This window comes from Nostocoides japonicum T1-X7, from assembly GCF_001046855.1.
In the GTDB taxonomy this organism is placed as follows: Bacteria; Actinomycetota; Actinomycetes; order Actinomycetales; family Dermatophilaceae; genus Nostocoides; species Nostocoides japonicum.
In genome coordinates this window covers 3,226,557-3,242,033 of record NZ_HF570958.1, presented here as the reverse complement: position 1 = coordinate 3,242,033, position 15,477 = coordinate 3,226,557, and the positions used below count along the sequence as shown (strand labels likewise).

Below are 15,477 nucleotides of genomic sequence, written 5' to 3'. Positions count from 1 at the left end.
GGTCGAGGTATGGGGCGACCTGGCGGTGGGGGCTGGATACCTCGACTCCGGGAGGGCCCGCGCGGTCGAGGTATGGGGCGACCTGGCGGTGGGGGCTGGATACCTCGACCCCGGGAGGGCCCGCGCGGTCGAGGTATGAGGCGACCTGGCGGTGGGGTCTCGATACCTCGACCCCGGGAGGGCCCGCGCGGTCGAGGTATGAGGCGACCTGGCGGTGGGGTCTCGATACCTCGACCCCGGGAGGGCCCGCGCGGTCGAGGTATGAGGCGACCCCCGGGCACTGTCTGACAGACCGGGCCGGGTCGAACCCCGTCAGTCCTCCCGCTCAGTCATAGTGCCGCAGCGCGGGCCAGAGGTCGTGCCAGGGATCGTCGGGTCGGCACAGCAGGACCGGCATACCCTGCTCTTGGTTGTCCAGACCCACGCCGTCGTCGATGACTGCGCGTTGGGTGCAGCCGGTGAAATCCGCGGCAGCGGCGGAGTCGTCGAAGCCGAGAAGAAGGACGTGGGTGGCCGTGTCAGGGGGCCGTCCCCATTCGCTGAAGGCGTTGTGACCGCTGTAGGCATCCGGCAGGCGGTACGTGCCGCCGAGGAGGTCGACTGCGCCGGCCTCGCCGTAGTTGCCCGCGAAGATCACCGTGTCGCGGCGCTGCGTGGCCGGGATCGAGTCCCAGACGGCGGCGACGGTCCCGACGAAGCGGGGCCAGCCCACGGTCTCGCCCTGGTCGGGGTTGATCGCCATGACGACGCTTCCCTGCAGCGCCGTCGGGGGCAGGAGCGGGAGGGCGATCAGCATGCTGATCGCCGAGGACACCGCAACCGCACCTCCGAGCAGTGCCGGTCGGAGGCGTCGTCCAGCTCGGCGGCTCCACTCGGCGGTGGGGATGGCGCCGATGCCCAGCAGCGTCGGATACAGGCTCGCCAGGTAGTAGGCCTTGCCGTCGCCGATGAGGTAGGCGAGGCCCAGTGCCGCATAGCTGATCGGCACGAAGCGCAGCGACCGCATCGACGCGCGCCGCCATGGCGCCAGCAGGCCGGCGACCCAGACCGGGACGAGGACCGGGCTGACCATGACGAGCTGGAACGGGATGAACCCGGCGCGCCCGCCCTCGGCGGAGCCGGCGATGTTGCCCGCCACGGTCAGCTGCGGCCATCCATGAGCCGCTTGCCAGATGACGTACGGCGCGGCGAGGGCGCCGGCGGTCACGATGGCGGCCGCCAGCCACGGCGACCGAACGACCCACCGGGGGCCCATGACGAGGATGGCGGCCAGCGCGACCGCGGCAACGAACGCGACCTGCGGCTTCGCTTCGCAACCGACACCGGTGACCACGCCCGCGAGGAGCAGACAATGCCCGCTGTGTCGTAGGACCGCTCGGACCAGCAGCCACAACAGGATGGAGGTCGACAGGAGGTCGAAGGTCGTTGTCGTGACGAAGTGCCCGGTCGCCAGCGCGAACCCCGACGACGCTGTGCAGGCCGCGGCGATGAGCTGAGCCCGGCGTTCTCCCCCGAGCTCACGCGCGACGAGCGCGGCAACCACCGTGGTGACGGCGGCGGCCAACGCCGAGGGAAGCCGCAGGACGATGAGCGAGCCCGGCGCGACGAGGTCCATGGCGCGGCACAGCAGCGGCACGAGCGGAGGCTGGTCGGGATATCCCCACGCGGGATGCGAGCCGGCCACGACGAAGTACATCTCGTCGCGGTGATAGCCGTATCGACCGCTGGTCGCGACCAGGACCGCGAGCTGCAGCACCGCCACGACGCCGACCGACCGGCCGACGCCGACGCGCGCGACGCCGACGCGCCCGGCGCCGTCGCCCCCGGCGCCGTCGCCCCTGGTGCCGACGCTCAGCGTCGAGCCGATGACACTCGCCGTCCCCTCACGACCACCGGCTGATCCTACGTCTTCTTCTTGTCCTTCTTGTCGTCGATGATTCCCCCGATGAGCCCACCGATCTGACCACCGAGGACCCCGCCCACGGCGCCGCCGAGGATGACGCCGATGCTGGCTCCGATTCCGGCCAACGACTGGGTGTAGCTCAGTCGCATCACCGTCACGACGGTGGACCCGTCCTCGCCGGCCCCGATCGTGTAGCCCCCGAGTCCGGCCGAGCCGATGACGACCGCGATCGGGGTCACCTCGCGATGCGCGGCGAGCTTGTCGAAGACGGCGCGGGACTGCAGGTATGCGCGGGCCGGGTCACGCTTGCCCTCGCCGGCCTCGTAGGTCGTCCGGTAGATCTCCAGCAGCGCCACCGCCTCGTCGCGGCGCAGCAGCTCGGCGTCGACGAGCCGGTCGAGGATCATCTCGTGCTCGGCGACCACGTCACCCCCGGTGAGCTCGACGATGCGAGCCGCCTCGGTGCGGGTCGCATGCATGAGGTCGGTCATCCCCGTGACCCCGCGAAGAACTGCATCCATGGCCATTCCCTTCATCCTCGGACCGGCGGCTCGGCCCTAAGGTCAGGAGCGATGGATGGCCCGCCTGATACCCGAGGCTTCGCCTCCCTGCTACTCGCAGACGACGCCGTCCCCGTCGCCGTCGCGGTACCAGGCGTACTCGGGGTCCCTGCCGCGGACGTAGGGGCCGAACCCGGCGGCCCGTGCCGCCCGACAGCTGGGATAGCGAGGGTCGGGCCCGGCGCTGCCAGGAGCCGCCGCGGCAGGCCTCGTGGGGGAGGGCGCCGCCTCGACCTTCCCGCCGCCCAAGGGGATCCGCCCTGCGCTTGGCAGCTTCTGGGTGGGACATCGCGCGAGGACGCGACGGATCGCATCACGCTCCGCCGAGGTGACCCACAGCCGATAGGCCGCCTTGACGGCGACCTGCCGCGCGACATACGCACACCGGTATGCCGTGCGCGGCGGCAGCCAGGTCGCTGCGTCACCGTCGCCCTTCGCCTCGTTGGTCGGCCCGGCGACCGCGAGCAGGTTCAGCGGGTCGTTGGCGAAGGCGGTGCGCTGGGCGACGGTGAGCCGCTGGGCGCCCTTCTGCCACGCGTCGCCGAGGGCGACGACATGGTCGATCTGGACGACCTCGGACGTGCCTCGACCGCGGACGAACCCGATGGTCCGGCCCGTGTACGGGTCATGCAGGGTGCCGCGCAGGACGACGCAGCCGTTCGTCCCCGCCGTGAGGACGAGGGCGACGAGGTCTCGTCGCAGGATGTCGTTCCGCGTGTCGCAGCCGTTGCGGTCGCTGTCATGCCACGCCGGACCGAACGCCTCCCGGCTGTATCCGGTCAGGGGCGCCCGGCCCTTGACGGGAAGCTCCATCAGGGTGGCGAGCGCAGAGCCGGGCGGGGGCCGTGTCGAGGTCTCGTCGCCGACGGGCGGCGCGGCGGCGATGGACGTGCTGGACGCGGCCGGGGAGGGAGCCGCGCTCGGCGTCGAGGACGGTGCGGAGAGGCATCCCGACAGCACCAGCACGGAGGTGAGAGGCACGACGGCGTACGCGACGAGGGAGCGACCGCCACGCGAACCGTCCGTCCGTCCCTCCTCCACCACAGGACGATGGTGCACCAACGGCCTGAACGGCGCAGACCGGACAGCGGCTGTCGGTTGTGTGGCCGGCGGCCTCACGCTGACAGTGCAGCGCGTCTGCGGCGATGACGGCGGCGGTGATGTCCATGGTGTCGCTGGTATAGCGGCGTGGGGCTTCCGGCGAGGGTGTGTGGGAAGACCCTCCATCGTCGGGGCTGGCCCCAATTCATGGGTGAGGTGGGCTACCTGTCCTCAGGAATGCCCGGAACTTCGAGCTCTCACACCAAGTTCTCGGCCATGGGTGCGCAGAGGGTATCCGATGACGTATTGGCATCGATACCGTGCGTCTTGACGGGAGTGAACCAGAACTCGACGAGCTGGGGAAGATCCGCTTCGAGTTGTATCGCCTTCGACATTTGGGACAAGGAGGTGCTCTGATGACCATCGGCCCATGGTTTCGACGTTCGACACTGGTCGGCGCACTTGCCTTCGCTGTCGCCGGCACAGCCACGGCAGCCATCGCTCTGGCACCGAACACGTCGCCGCCGCGTGATGCGAGCAACGAGCCGATACCGACAGGCAAGGCGACCGTGCCCTGGCGGCCGACGCCTCCACGACCCGGAGAAGTCGTCTACGAGTCTCTCGGGATACGAACGATGCCGGCGCCCCCCGATGCCGAACCCTCCGTCACCCTGACGGACGTGATGGCCTCCGAGGAGGTACAGCAGTACACAGACGGAGGCCTTGCATCGGGCGAGCCAACGGTCGCGCTGCGGTTGGTCACGACCGGGGACTTCGGACCCACGGATGCCACACCGATCGTGGTGGCACACGACGAACTGAGCTGGGTGCTGGCATTCCATCACTCTCCGGTGGACCTGCACGGCCCAGCGGGGGCTGAGGATGTGACTGCACCCGATGTCGACTGCGATGTCGTCATCATGATCAGCGCCACGAGTGGCGACGCACTCTCTTACAGTCAGCAATGCCCTCCTGTCGCACCTCGAGTGACGGAATAGGCCGATCGTGCGTCGCTGCCGTCGTCACGGGCTCGTGATGGTCGATGGGGCGGCGTTGCCCGCGACGAGGCGCCTGCCGCATGCGTCGAGGTGTCCGCCTCCGTCGGTACCGTTGGGGGAGTGAGCCGCGACGCGGAGGACCTCAACCGGCGGCTCCTTCGCGCCCGTGACGCGATGGACCGCGCCTACGCCGAGCCGCTCGACGTGCGCACCGTGGCGGCGGTGGCGCACATCTCGCCCGCCCACTTCAGCCGTTGCTTCCGCGCGGTGTTCGGCGAGACGCCTCACCGGTACCTGCAGCGGCGGCGGATCGAGCGCTCGATGTTCCTGCTGCGCGAGACCGACCGCACCGTCACCGAGATCTGCTTCGCCGTCGGCTTCACGAGCCTGGGGACCTTCAGCCGGACCTTCCGGGACATCGTCGGAGAGACGCCGCGCGACTACCGGAGGGGCCACGGCCCGGTCGTCGCGCCGCAGTGCGTCCAGCTCGCCGCGATGCGACCGCGCGGCAGCATCCGGCGAGCGGCACCAGCGGGCGGGCAGCCGTCACCGAGCGCCGACACCGGGCGCCCGTGAGCCGGTCGGGCGGCCGCGGATCATCGAGCAGTTTCGGAGAAGTCCCACCCGGCACCACCTCCGTAGGATCGACGGCGTCCCACTCGGAAGACGCCAGGAGAGAGCCATGATCACCCGACTCAACGTCGCCACCATCCTCGTCCTCGACAAGGAGCAGGCCCTCGACTTCTACGTCGGCAAGCTCGGGCTCGAGAAGGCCAACGACGTCCGCCAGGGCGACTACCGCTGGCTCACGGTGCGGGTCCCCGGCGAGTCGACCGAGATCTCGCTGGAGCAGCCCGGTCCGCCGCTCCACGACGAGGCGACGGCCGAGCAGATCCGCGAGCTCATCACCAAGGGCGCGCTCGGCGGCGGGCTCGTCTTCATCACCGACGACGCTCACGCGCTCTACGACACGCTCCGCGAGCGGGGCGTCACCGACTTCACCCAGGAGCCCACCGAGCACTTCTACGGCACCGACATGGGCGTCCGGGACCCGTTCGGCAACGCCATCCGGATCCTCCAGCAGGGCAAGGCCGCCGCGGAGGAGACCGCCTGACGCGCCAGACGCCGGTCAGTCCCAGGGAGCCCGCCCCTCCCAGTCGACGACCTCGAGGGGGACGACGAGGACGGGCCGGTGCTGGTGGTGGGCGAGCTGGACCGACACGGAGGTGTTGAGGAAGTCTCGGATGTGGCGGTGATGGTGCCCGACGTGCGAGGCGACGACGAGGGCGGCGGCGTCGACGGCCCGCGCGAGGTGTGTCAGCGAGCGGTCGATCCGGCCGGCGAGGTACCGGAACTGCCACGGCACGTCCTGGCCGGCCATCGCGTCGGCCACCGAGCGGGTGAGCGCCGCCGCGGTGTCCTCCCAGCCGGTGTCGGCGACGTCGGGGTCGATGGAGCCGTGCCGGACCGTGCCGTCGGGGTACTCCTCGATCGTGTAGCGCTCGGTGTCGACATAGGCGAAGTAGAGCGCGGGGGCGCCGATGGCGCGGCCGAGCGACGCCGCCGTGATGGCGACGAGGGGCGGCTGGTCGGGCATGATCGACACGACGAGGGGGTGACCGCCGAACTCGGTGAGGCGTGACGGATGCGGCTGCGGTGGGACGTGTTCGTGGGCCATCGGCGTGCCTTCCGGATGTCATGGACGGGCACGGCGACCTGCCCGTCGCGAGACGAGTCAGGAACCATCATCCGGGAGGCGGTTCGGGCGTGAGCCTCACGCCCCGGTGGGATCCATCACCGAGTCCGACCCTATCGGTGTCGCCCCGGCGGGGCGAGCGTGACGACCGCCAAGGGACTCACGCGAGGGCTGCGACGAGGGCGATGACGGCGAGGAGGACGACGAGCAGGTATGCCACGTAGGCGTCCAGACGCCCCGACTGCAGGCGCGTCGTGGCGCGCGCGGCACCGCTCAGCACGGCATACAGCGGCCGGTAGAGATACCTCTCGACGACCTCCACGACGTCGACCTGGTATGCCAGCCGGTCGGCGTGGTCGGGATCCGTCCCGTCCGGGCGGCGGGCCGACTCATCGGCCTGGGTGGCCGGGGACCGGTCCTCGGCGAGCCTCGCTGCGGCCTGCCGCTCGGAGACGGACACCGCCTCGAGCTCGTGGTGGGTGAGCAGCAGGTTGGCGAGGACCTTGCGCATCGGGTTGGCGTAGGCGAACGACGTGTACCCGACCCCGCGGTCCACACCGGGGGAGGCCGACGACCAGGCCGGCACCCGGCGGACGCTCCACAGCCGGCGTCCCGACAGGCCGGTGACGAGGAGGAGAAGGAGCAGCACGTAGGCGGGGACGACGAGCCACAGCCACGACGGCGAGAGCGACGAGAACCCGGCGTAGACGGGCTGGATGACCCACGGCGAGGCGTGGACGCCGTCGACGGTCCCGGAGACGACGGGGCGGATCCCGTCCGCGATCACGTCCACCTCCCACGGCGCGGCCACCGCGAGCCCGAGGCAGCCGGCGACGAGAAGCCCGACCGCGACGCGGACGGCCACCGGCTCGGGCCGGCGCCGGACGGCACGGCCCGCACCGAAGGACGTCAGGGCGATGAGCCGGACGAAGGTGACCCCGGCGATCCCGATGGAGAGCGCGACGAGGGCTCCCGCGACCGCGGACCCGAGCTGCATCCCGAGCTCGTCGATGCGGAACTGCTGCATGAGCGACTCGAGGGTGAGCCACTCCGAGGCGAATCCCGCGGTCAACGGGAGTCCGGCCAGGGTCAGCGCGCCGACGGTGAGTCCGGCTCCCACCCATGGCTGGGAGCGGGCGACGTCACGGAGTGCGTCGAGGTCGGTCGTGCCGCTCGACTGCTCCACCTCGCGCACGACGACGAAGAGCAGGCTCTTGCCGAGGGCGTGGGCGACGACCTGCGCCGTCGCCGCGACGAGACCGACGGCCATGAGCCGGTCGTCGCCGACGCGTGACCCGACGAGAGCCACGCCGTACCCGGCACCGATGACGCCGGCGTTCTCGACGCTCGACCAGGCGACGAGCCCACGGATATCGGGATGGACCGCGGCGTGGGCGATTCCGAGCGCCGCGGTCACACCGGCGACGAGGAGCACGACGATCACGAGCCAGGTGGGCGGGGGGCCGAGGAGCTGCAGGGTGCGCCACAGGCCGTAGAAGCCGACGTTGACGGCCGCCCCCGCCATGACCGCGCGGGCGGGGCCCGGGGCGGCGGCGTAGGTCGGCGGCAGCCAGATCTGTACGGGCACGACGCCGATCTTCACGCCGAACCCGAGGACGAGCAGCGCGAATGCGGCGTCGGCGGCGGGGCCATGGGCGTGGCCGAGGTCGGCATACGAGAGACCGCCCGTGCCGGCCGCGAGGAGCCCGCCGAGGAGCACCGCCGCACCGCTCGCCTTCCCGAACGTCGCGGCGGACAGGGCCGCCGGCGCGGTCTGCGCACTGCTCCGGTCCATCCCGGTGAGGAGGAAGAAGCTGAGCGTCAGCCCCTCCCACCCGAAGAGGAGCACGAAGAGGTCCTGGGCACAGAGGACGAGGAGGACCGACGCGAGACAGGCGGCGACGACGGCCGGCAGTCGGGGCCGGGCACTCGCCGACGCCCGCAGCCCCGTGAGGCAGGCAGGTAGGGCGACGCCGAAGGTCACGAGGGCGAACATCCCTGCGAGATGGTCGAGTCCGAGCGTGGCAGTGCCGAGGCCGGGTCCGAGGTCGCCGAGCCGGCCGAGGGGCACGGTGCCGGCGTGGGCGGTCATCGCCCGGGCCGCGGCGAGCAGGACGAGGAGACAGCCCAGGCTGTTGCCCAGCCAGCCGACGACTGCGGGCCACCGACCGAGCCTCCCGCCGACGACGGAGGCGAGGGCGGCCAGCCCGAACGCGACACCCGCCAGCAGGATGGTCATCGGTCGCTCCCGTCCGCGGGCGCCCGCTCGGCCGGCACGCGGTCGAGGGCGAGGAGGAGGCCGTGCAGGATGCTGAACGGCGACGCGGGTGATCCGGGCACCCATACGTCGACGTCGACGAGGTCTCCCACCCCTCCGGAGCTGCCGTACCCGTGCCGGAACAGCCCGCCGCTCACGGCATCGGTGCCCACCGCGACGACGACGACCGGATCGGGCATCGCCTCCCGGGTCCGGTGCAGCGGGGCGCGCATCCCCGGAGCGCCGACGCCCGTGACGAGCAGGATGTCGGCATGGCGCGGGCTCGCCGTGAAGAAGATGCCGAGCCGGTTCACGTCGTAGACGGGGTTGAGCAGCGCCTGGACCTCCCACTCGTCGCTGCCGTCGGAGCCCGCGTCGACATGCCGGATGTGGACCGAGCGCCGCAGGCCCCGGACCCGGTCCGCCAGCGCCCGGCGCACCGCCGCGACCGCCTCCTCGGTGTCGTCGGCGGAGGGGACGACGAGGGCACCGCGCGTCAGGGCCGCCACGTCGGCGCCGCGGCGCCAGGCGAAGACCTCGGGGTATGCCAGGACGCACCGGCCGCAGGCGATGCACGCGCCGCGGTCGACGGTCACGACCGGGTCCCCACTCTCTGATCGGTGGAGCGCACCCGTGGGACAGACCGCGTCGAGAGCCTCCTGGGTGGGGAGCACGCCGGGAGGATCCGGGTCGCGGCCGCCGACCACCTCGACCGTCGCGGCGAAGCCGTCGAGATACGGGTCGGAGCGACCCGGGTAGCGGGTCGTCAAGGTGCCGTTGAGGAGCCCGCGCAAGGCCCAGGGCAGTGGCATCACAGCCCCCTCTCCGTCGTCGGGCGAGGCGACTCGGAGCCGGGCCGCGGCACGGTGGGAGTCACATCGCCACCCCCGCGTAGCCGAGCCCGAAGCTCGCCTCGATGAACGGCAGGTCGGTGAAGACGTCGCCGGTGAACACGTCGTGGAAGAGGACGAGGTCGTGGAACGAGGCCGACCGCGCGAAGCAGCGACGGACGATCCCGCCGGACAGCTCGAGTGCGTGGACGACCTCGCCCTGCGCGGACTCTGCAGAGCCGAGCCCCAGCCCGTCGGGGACGCGGGTATCAGTGGCCTCGGAGGCGGGGACCGGTGCCCGGCCGAGCGTGTCGAGCGCGTCGAGGAGCGTCGCCACCGACGTCATCAGCTCCTCCCATCGGACGCGGGAGCGGGCGAGGACGTCCCCCGACCAGGCGTGCGGGGCGGGCACGGGAGGCAGGTCGCGGTACCCGTCGTAGGGCCGCATCCGACGCACGTCGTTGTCGACGGCGCTCGCGCGTCCGATCGGTCCGACGGCTCCGTGCTGGACGGCCCGTTCGTGCGCCAGCGGCCCGGTCCCGCGGAGCCGGTCGAGGAAGGAGGCGGACGCCTCGAGGGCGCGGATGTCGGAGCGGATCCGCGACCCGAGGGCCCGGAGCTCCTCCGCGAGCGAGCGCGTGTCGAGGTCGAGGCCCCGGCACAGGCCGCCGATCCCGACCGTTGCGCGGCCGAACCGGTTCCCGCATACCGACGACGTGAGACGGAGCACCCGCTCCTTGTGCCAGCCGAACCGGCTCACCGCGACGGCGAGGCCCGCCGCGTCGGCGAGCCGCATCGTGACGTCCAGGTGGTTGGCCATCCGCTCCAGCTCGGCGAGCACGACGCGCACCAGCCGCGCGTGCCGGGGCACCTCGATGCCGGCGAGGTCCTCGACGGCGTGACAGAAGGCGAGGGCATGGGCGACCGAGCTGATCCCCTCGACTCGCTCGGCGACGAGGACGGCGTCCCGGGGGGCGCGTCCCTCGAACTGCTTGGCGACGCCGCGGTGCTTGTAGTGGGGCCGCACGTTGACGTGTGGGATGTCCTCGCCCGGCGTCTCGAGGAGGAGCTCGATGGACTCGAACACGCCCGAGCGGACGGGGCCGAGGGGCAGGGTGAACATGCCGTGGCCGACGACATCGACGGGTCCGGGCCGCTCACCGGCCATCGGTGTCCCACCCGAGGCGACCGCGGGGCCACCCGGGCGGGGAGCCGGAGTCGATCCGCCGCGGTCGAGCAGGAGGGGGTCGAGCCGCGGATGGCCCTCCGGGACGACGCCGGAGAGGTCGTGGAGGGCCCGCTCGTACCAGAACGCGGCGGGGACCTCCGGGCTCAGCGACCGATACCGCGCGACGCCGTCGGTGCCGGCGGGAACGATCGTGCTCAGCGCCCCGAGCCGGTCCTGCTCGGCGAGGACGGCGGTGAGCCGGCAGCCGTCCCCACGGTCCGAGCCGTAGACGCCGACGAGCCGTGCACCGGCGGCTGCGCGTCCCCGGACGTCGTCGCCCCACCCCGCCACGTCGAGGACGACCTCGCGGGCGTCCGTCCGCGCCGGCGTCGTCATCGCGCCACCGCGCCGGCGAGCTGCCCGGCGGCGGCCGAGAGGAGCGTCGAGAGGTCCTCCGGCGGGTGGACGCCGAGGACGAGGAGCACGGCGAGGAGGCCGACCATGGGGACGACCATCCAGGCGCTCGGCTCGCGACCCGGCGCTGCCGTCGCGGGCGAGGTGAGGACGAGCCGGACGACCGACCCGAGAAGCCCGAGGAAGGCGATCGTCACGAGGATCACGAGGATCGCGCCGGCCGTGTGCTGACCCGCCCCGATCCCTCCCGCGACGATGTCGAACTCGCTGCGGAACAGCCCGAAGGGCGGCATGGCGCACAGGGCGAGGATCGAGGCGAGCAGGAGCGGACCGGTCCAGGGCAGGCGGTCCAGGACCCCGCGGATCCGGGCGAGGGACTTGGTGCGGAAGACCCGGACGACGACACCGGCGCCGAGGAAGGCGTTGCCCTTGGCGGCGGCGTGGGCCAGCACGTGGAGGAGGACGCCCACCGCGGCGAGCGGGCTCCCGAAGGAGATGCCGATGGCGAGGATGCCCATGTGCTCGACGCTCGAGTAGGCGAGCAGCCGTTTGAGGTCGGCCTGCTGGAGCAGGCTCAGCGAGGCCAGCAGGAGCGAGGCGACGCCGAAGACGAGGAGGACGCCCTGGGGGAAGCGGTCGCCGACCGTGATCCGGGTGACCTCGTCGTAGCGGAGGATGGCGTAGAAGCTGACCGCGAGCAGTGATCCGGACAGGAGAGCGGAGACGGGCGTCGGCGCCTCGGCGTGGGCGTCGGGAAGCCACGTATGCATGGGGAACAGGCCCACCTTCGTCCCGAACCCGACGACGGCGAGGACGAAGGCGAGCCGCACGGGTGTCTGCGGCAGCTGGGCCGCGTGGGCGACGAGCGGGTCGAGGGCGAGGTCGTAGGACTGACCCATCGCCTGGGCCCCCGCGTAGTACATGACGATCGTCGCGAGGAGGGCGATGCCGAGGCCGCAGGAGGCGATGAGGACGTACTTCCAGGCGGCCTCGGTCGCCCCCTCGGTGTTGTCGAGCGCGACGAGCAGCGCGGAGACGACGGTCGTCACCTCGACGGCGATCCAGAGCAGTGCGAGCCCGTCGGCCATCGGAGCGCAGAACATCGACCAGGCGAACGCGTTGAAGCCGACGAAGAAGAGCCGGCTGTAGCGGGAGAAGAGACGCTGCCGGTGCCCGCCGCTCGCCGCGGCCTGACGTGCCTCGTCGCCGAGGTAGCCGATGGAGAAGGCCGCCGCGGCGGCGTAGAGGAGTCCGGTCGGCAGGAGGAAGACCTCGGAGAGAGCGTCGACACGCAGGAAGCCGAGCGCGACGACCCCGTGTGCGGTGGGGGGGACGAGCCGGATCACGGCGGCGAGGCAGACGAGGGCGACGGCGAGGGTGACGGCGGCCGCGGCCCGGTGCGGCAGCACGACGCACAGCAGGGTCGCGAGGGCCGGCAGGGTGCCGACGACGAGGAGCAGCGTGGCGGTCGACATGAGCCTCAGCCCCGCAGTCTCGTGAGCTCGATGGTGGACAGCGACCGGGTTCGCCCGTGGTGCACCCGCATGAGCACACCGAAGACGACGACGGCCACAAGGAGGTCGAAGAGGAAGGCCACCTCGAGGATGAGCGGCATCCCGGCGGCCACGACGAGGCTGACCATCGACACGCCGTTCTCCAGGGAGAAGAAGCCGACCGCCTGGCTCACGACGTCGCGGCGCATGATGATGAGGACGAAGGCGACGAGGACCACGGCGAACGCCACGCTGAGCGCGGTCGCCGGCAGGACGTCGGAGTGGATGTCGAGGGTGTTGACGGTGAAGAAGCCGAACGCCGCGACGACGATCGCGAGAAGCACCTCGCTCGCCACGGACAGCACGCCGCTCCCGGCGATCTCGGCGGACGCGTCCCGAAGGAGTCGCAGGATGAGCCACGGGACGATGACGGCCTTCATGAGGAAGGAGACGACGGCGAGGACGTAGAGCTCGGGGACGTCCCGTCCGGCCGCGACGACGGCGGCGAGGACGGACACGACGAGGGACTGGATGGCATACAACCGGACCTGCGCGCGGAGCATCGCCGCGCGGAGCATGAGGAACTCCAGGAGGAGGACGACGACGGCGATGGTGTTGGCGACGCCGTCGAAGAGGGTCGGTGCGCCGGTGCCGGTCATCAGCCGCCTCCGAGGTAGAGGGTGAAGATCGCGAGGATCGCGAGAAGGAAGGCGGCAGCGACGAACTCGGTGATCTTGAACAGGCGCAGCTTCGCGAAGGAGTCGTCGATGACGGCGATGACGCCGCCGAGGACGCACGACTTGGCGAGCAGGAGGACGACCGCGAGGAGGACGCCGCCGACGTCGCGGGTCGCGGCCATGCCCCACGGAGCGACGAACACGTTGAGCAGGAGGGTGAAGAGGATGAGCTGCTTGGCCATCGAGCCCCACTTGAGGACCGCGAAGTAGGGCCCGGAGTGCTCGAAGGGGCGAGCCTCCTCGATCATCCCGAGCTCGGTCGTGCCGGTATGAGTCTCGATGGGGATGCGCCCGGTCTCGAAGAGGATGACCATGAAGAGGGCCGCGGAGGCGAGCAGGTGCGCCGGCCGGACGATCTGGTCGGGGCTGCTGCGGACCGTCGCGCCCAGCACGTACGGCAGGTCGGTCGCCGTGACGATGGCGACCGTGAAGACGACGAGCAGGACGACGGGCTCGGTGATCGCCCCGAACGTCTTGGCGCGGCTGGAGCCGAGCTGGGCATAGCTGTCACCGGTCTCCGCGGCGGCGACGGCGACGACGAAGCTGGCGAGGGCGAGGACGAAGCCGCCGCCCAGGATGTCGCCCATGAAGCCCAGCGGCAGCGCGTAGCTCGTGAGGACGGGGATGAGGAGCGGCACCGTGAGGTAGCAGGCCATCGCGACGAACGGTGCGGCGAGGAAGAACGGCCCGGTCCCGCGCGGTGCGAGGGACTCCTTGCGGAACAGCTTGGCCAGGTCGGAGTACGGCTGGAGCACCCGCGGACCGTGCCTGCCCTGGAGCATCGCCTCGACCCGTGCGATGACGCCGGTGATGAGCGGGGCCCCGACGGCGATCGTGAGGACCTGCGTCGCCTGGATGACCGGCGGCGTGAGCTCGAGGGTGGTCATGGACTGGTGCCCTCAGCGGGCCCGTCGGTCAGCCGGGCCCCGCGCGTCGTCGGCGCCGGATGCGGACGCCCCGGAACGGCATCCCGGATCGGGTGCCGTCGGCGGGGCGGTCGTCGGAAAAGGGCGCAGGGGCAACACAGAGGCTCCTCGACGTCAACGTCGCAGGAGCCATTAGCGGATGCGGTTCGGGGCCTCGCCCCAGGTGGGGTCCATCACCTGTGGCCACAGTCAACCCTGGCGACGACGGTGCGTCAAGCGGGCGGCGCGGCGCGTCGGCGTCGCGACCGCCGGGCGGACGACGAGGGCGCCGACCGCCTCGTCGTCGGACCAGTCCGCGACATCCGCGTCGGGAACGACCTCGAGGGCGTCCACCTCCGCGAGCCGATCCGGACGCGCGAACCCGGCCTTGACGAGCGCCTCCTTGCGGACCCACAGGCGCAGGAACGCCGCCGGGTCGTCCTGCGCGGCGAGCCATCGCGACTCGGCGGGGGACAGCGCGAGGGGCGGTGGGGCGATCGGTCGGAGCCGTTCGACGTCGACACCGCACGGCGTCCAGGCGGCCGCCGCCGCAACGTGACCACGGGTATGCGACAGGCTCACGTGGACGCCCGGGTGCTCCTCGAGGTGGGGACGCCCGTGGTCACGCGCCCCGCATACCTCGCACCGCTGGGCGACGGTGAGCGTGGCCGGAGCGCACCCCAACAGCTCGGCGGCACAGGCCCGCACGAGCAGATGCGCCGCCCGGTAGGAGGCCCGGTCCTCGAGCCGGAGGTATCGGTCGCCGCGAGCGAGCTCGACGGCGCTCAGGGACGCATCGACGTCCACCCTGTCGACGGCCGCGAACCGCGCGATGGGCGTCGTCATCCCGCGGCGATCCCCATGCCCTCGGCGATGATGCCGGCGACGGTCGACGCGACCGGGCGGCGGACGAGCTGGCCGTGGGTCGCGGCGAGAGGGACGATCCGCACCTCGCCCTCCACGTGTCCGGCCCACCCGTCCGGGTCGAGGTGAGTCTCGGGTCTCGGCGCCGTCGCGACGACGACGGTGAGGCCGCCGGGCAGCCCGCGCGGCAACGGGGTTCGGACGAGCCGGGTCGCCTCGATGACGCTCGCGACGCACCCGTCGAGGACCCGCGGTGGGAGGGACGCGAGGGCGCTGCCGGAGCGGCGGAGCAGGTCGGCGACGACGGGGCGGCTCAGTGGTGTGTCGGCGTCGTTCTCGCCCGGTGCGTCGAGGCCCGCGAGCCGGAGGATGCCGACGAGGGCGTCCGTCTCGGTCGGCTCCGCGAGGTGGTGCCACTGCTCCGGCGGGTATGCGTCGAGCAGGGTGACCGATCCGACGGACTGACCGTCGCTCCGGGCGAGGGCCGCGACGGCGTGGGCCGCCATGCCGCCGAGCGACCAGCCGGCGACATGGAAGGACCCGTCGCCGACGATCCGGCGGATCGCCGCGAGCTGCCGCTCGGCCAGCGCGGCGAGGTCGGCGACCGGCTC

General features: G+C 72.0%; 15 protein-coding genes and 1 riboswitch. Of the genes, 3 read left to right on the top strand and 12 right to left on the bottom strand.

The genetic code is table 11. From position 1 onward, the window contains the following. Positions 1-325: 325 nt before the first annotated feature. The 3 genes from BN12_RS14635 to BN12_RS23860 form a co-directional block, all read right to left on the bottom strand. A complete protein-coding gene (locus BN12_RS14635) occupies positions 326-1,762 on the bottom strand; it encodes a glycosyltransferase family 39 protein (protein WP_157635505.1) in 1,437 nt (478 codons plus the stop codon). A 140-nt stretch (positions 1,763-1,902) separates the two neighbouring features. Then, positions 1,903-2,430 carry a hypothetical protein gene (locus BN12_RS14625; RefSeq protein ID WP_157635504.1) on the bottom strand — a complete coding sequence of 176 codons (528 nt, stop codon included), beginning with the start codon at positions 2,428-2,430 and terminating at the stop codon, positions 1,903-1,905. Between the two features lie 84 nt (positions 2,431-2,514). Then, positions 2,515-3,444, bottom strand: a complete 930-nt coding sequence (locus tag BN12_RS23860) for a GmrSD restriction endonuclease domain-containing protein (RefSeq protein ID WP_048556435.1) — start codon at positions 3,442-3,444, stop codon at positions 2,515-2,517. A gap of 476 nt (positions 3,445-3,920) precedes the next feature. Between BN12_RS23860 and BN12_RS24585 the strand changes: the two genes are divergently transcribed. From BN12_RS24585 to BN12_RS14605, 3 genes are all read left to right on the top strand, one after another. Next, on the top strand, positions 3,921-4,502 hold the full coding sequence (locus BN12_RS24585; RefSeq protein ID WP_157635503.1) for a hypothetical protein: 582 nt from the start codon (positions 3,921-3,923) through the stop codon (positions 4,500-4,502). 120 nt (positions 4,503-4,622) lie between these two features. Then, a complete protein-coding gene (locus BN12_RS14610) occupies positions 4,623-5,078 on the top strand; it encodes a helix-turn-helix domain-containing protein (protein ID WP_048553554.1) in 456 nt (151 codons plus the stop codon). Positions 5,079-5,184: 106 nt separating this feature from the next. Beyond that, positions 5,185-5,616: a VOC family protein gene (locus BN12_RS14605; protein WP_048553553.1), complete on the top strand. Its 432-nt coding sequence runs from the start codon at positions 5,185-5,187 to the stop codon at positions 5,614-5,616. Between the two features lie 15 nt (positions 5,617-5,631). Here the strand turns inward: BN12_RS14605 and BN12_RS14600 are convergent, their stop codons facing one another. From BN12_RS14600 to BN12_RS14560, 9 genes are all read right to left on the bottom strand, one after another. Then, on the bottom strand, positions 5,632-6,180 hold the full coding sequence (locus tag BN12_RS14600) for a universal stress protein (protein WP_048553551.1): 549 nt from the start codon (positions 6,178-6,180) through the stop codon (positions 5,632-5,634). Between the two features lie 51 nt (positions 6,181-6,231). Beyond that, positions 6,232-6,310, bottom strand: a riboswitch (Fluoride riboswitch). Positions 6,311-6,358: 48 nt separating this feature from the next. Continuing rightward, positions 6,359-8,437 carry a proton-conducting transporter transmembrane domain-containing protein gene (locus BN12_RS14595; protein ID WP_053080046.1) on the bottom strand — a complete coding sequence of 693 codons (2,079 nt, stop codon included), beginning with the start codon at positions 8,435-8,437 and terminating at the stop codon, positions 6,359-6,361. Next, a complete protein-coding gene (locus BN12_RS14590) occupies positions 8,434-9,267 on the bottom strand; it encodes an NADH-quinone oxidoreductase subunit B family protein (protein WP_157635502.1) in 834 nt (277 codons plus the stop codon). Before BN12_RS14590 ends, BN12_RS14595 begins: the two co-directional genes overlap by 4 nt. Before the next feature lie 61 nt (positions 9,268-9,328). Continuing rightward, positions 9,329-10,849, bottom strand: coding sequence for a hydrogenase large subunit (locus tag BN12_RS14585; RefSeq protein ID WP_048553549.1), 1,521 nt, complete (start codon positions 10,847-10,849; stop codon positions 9,329-9,331). Then, positions 10,846-12,342, bottom strand: coding sequence for a proton-conducting transporter transmembrane domain-containing protein (locus tag BN12_RS14580; protein WP_048553546.1), 1,497 nt, complete (start codon positions 12,340-12,342; stop codon positions 10,846-10,848). Before BN12_RS14580 ends, BN12_RS14585 begins: the two co-directional genes overlap by 4 nt. A 5-nt stretch (positions 12,343-12,347) precedes the next feature. Next, complete coding sequence (locus tag BN12_RS14575; RefSeq protein WP_048553544.1) at positions 12,348-13,019, bottom strand: hydrogenase; 672 nt, start codon at positions 13,017-13,019, stop codon at positions 12,348-12,350. Continuing rightward, positions 13,019-13,984, bottom strand: a complete 966-nt coding sequence (locus BN12_RS14570; protein ID WP_048553542.1) for a respiratory chain complex I subunit 1 family protein — start codon at positions 13,982-13,984, stop codon at positions 13,019-13,021. Before BN12_RS14570 ends, BN12_RS14575 begins: the two co-directional genes overlap by 1 nt. Before the next feature lie 228 nt (positions 13,985-14,212). Next, on the bottom strand, positions 14,213-14,848 hold the full coding sequence (locus tag BN12_RS14565; RefSeq protein ID WP_053080045.1) for a 4'-phosphopantetheinyl transferase family protein: 636 nt from the start codon (positions 14,846-14,848) through the stop codon (positions 14,213-14,215). After that, positions 14,845-15,477 (bottom strand): alpha/beta fold hydrolase (locus BN12_RS14560; RefSeq protein WP_048553540.1); only part of this gene is annotated, 633 nt, incomplete at its 5' end. The genes BN12_RS14565 and BN12_RS14560, both read right to left, overlap by 4 nt.

What these genes read in the sequence shown, in the direction of transcription:
- BN12_RS14590 (WP_157635502.1), bottom strand. Translation starts at nt 9,267, where the DNA reads ATGCCACTGCCCTGGGCCTTGCGCGGGCTCCTCAACGGCACCTTGACG.
- BN12_RS14575 (WP_048553544.1), bottom strand. Translation starts at nt 13,019, where the DNA reads ATGACCGGCACCGGCGCACCGACCCTCTTCGACGGCGTCGCCAACACC.
- BN12_RS14565 (WP_053080045.1), bottom strand. Translation starts at nt 14,848, where the DNA reads ATGACGACGCCCATCGCGCGGTTCGCGGCCGTCGACAGGGTGGACGTC.
- BN12_RS14625 (WP_157635504.1), bottom strand. Translation starts at nt 2,430, where the DNA reads ATGGCCATGGATGCAGTTCTTCGCGGGGTCACGGGGATGACCGACCTC.
- BN12_RS14595 (WP_053080046.1), bottom strand. Translation starts at nt 8,437, where the DNA reads ATGACCATCCTGCTGGCGGGTGTCGCGTTCGGGCTGGCCGCCCTCGCC.
- BN12_RS14580 (WP_048553546.1), bottom strand. Translation starts at nt 12,342, where the DNA reads ATGTCGACCGCCACGCTGCTCCTCGTCGTCGGCACCCTGCCGGCCCTC.
- BN12_RS14585 (WP_048553549.1), bottom strand. Translation starts at nt 10,849, where the DNA reads ATGACGACGCCGGCGCGGACGGACGCCCGCGAGGTCGTCCTCGACGTG.
- BN12_RS14605 (WP_048553553.1), top strand. Translation starts at nt 5,185, where the DNA reads ATGATCACCCGACTCAACGTCGCCACCATCCTCGTCCTCGACAAGGAG.
- BN12_RS24585 (WP_157635503.1), top strand. Translation starts at nt 3,921, where the DNA reads ATGACCATCGGCCCATGGTTTCGACGTTCGACACTGGTCGGCGCACTT.
- BN12_RS14570 (WP_048553542.1), bottom strand. Translation starts at nt 13,984, where the DNA reads ATGACCACCCTCGAGCTCACGCCGCCGGTCATCCAGGCGACGCAGGTC.
- BN12_RS14600 (WP_048553551.1), bottom strand. Translation starts at nt 6,180, where the DNA reads ATGGCCCACGAACACGTCCCACCGCAGCCGCATCCGTCACGCCTCACC.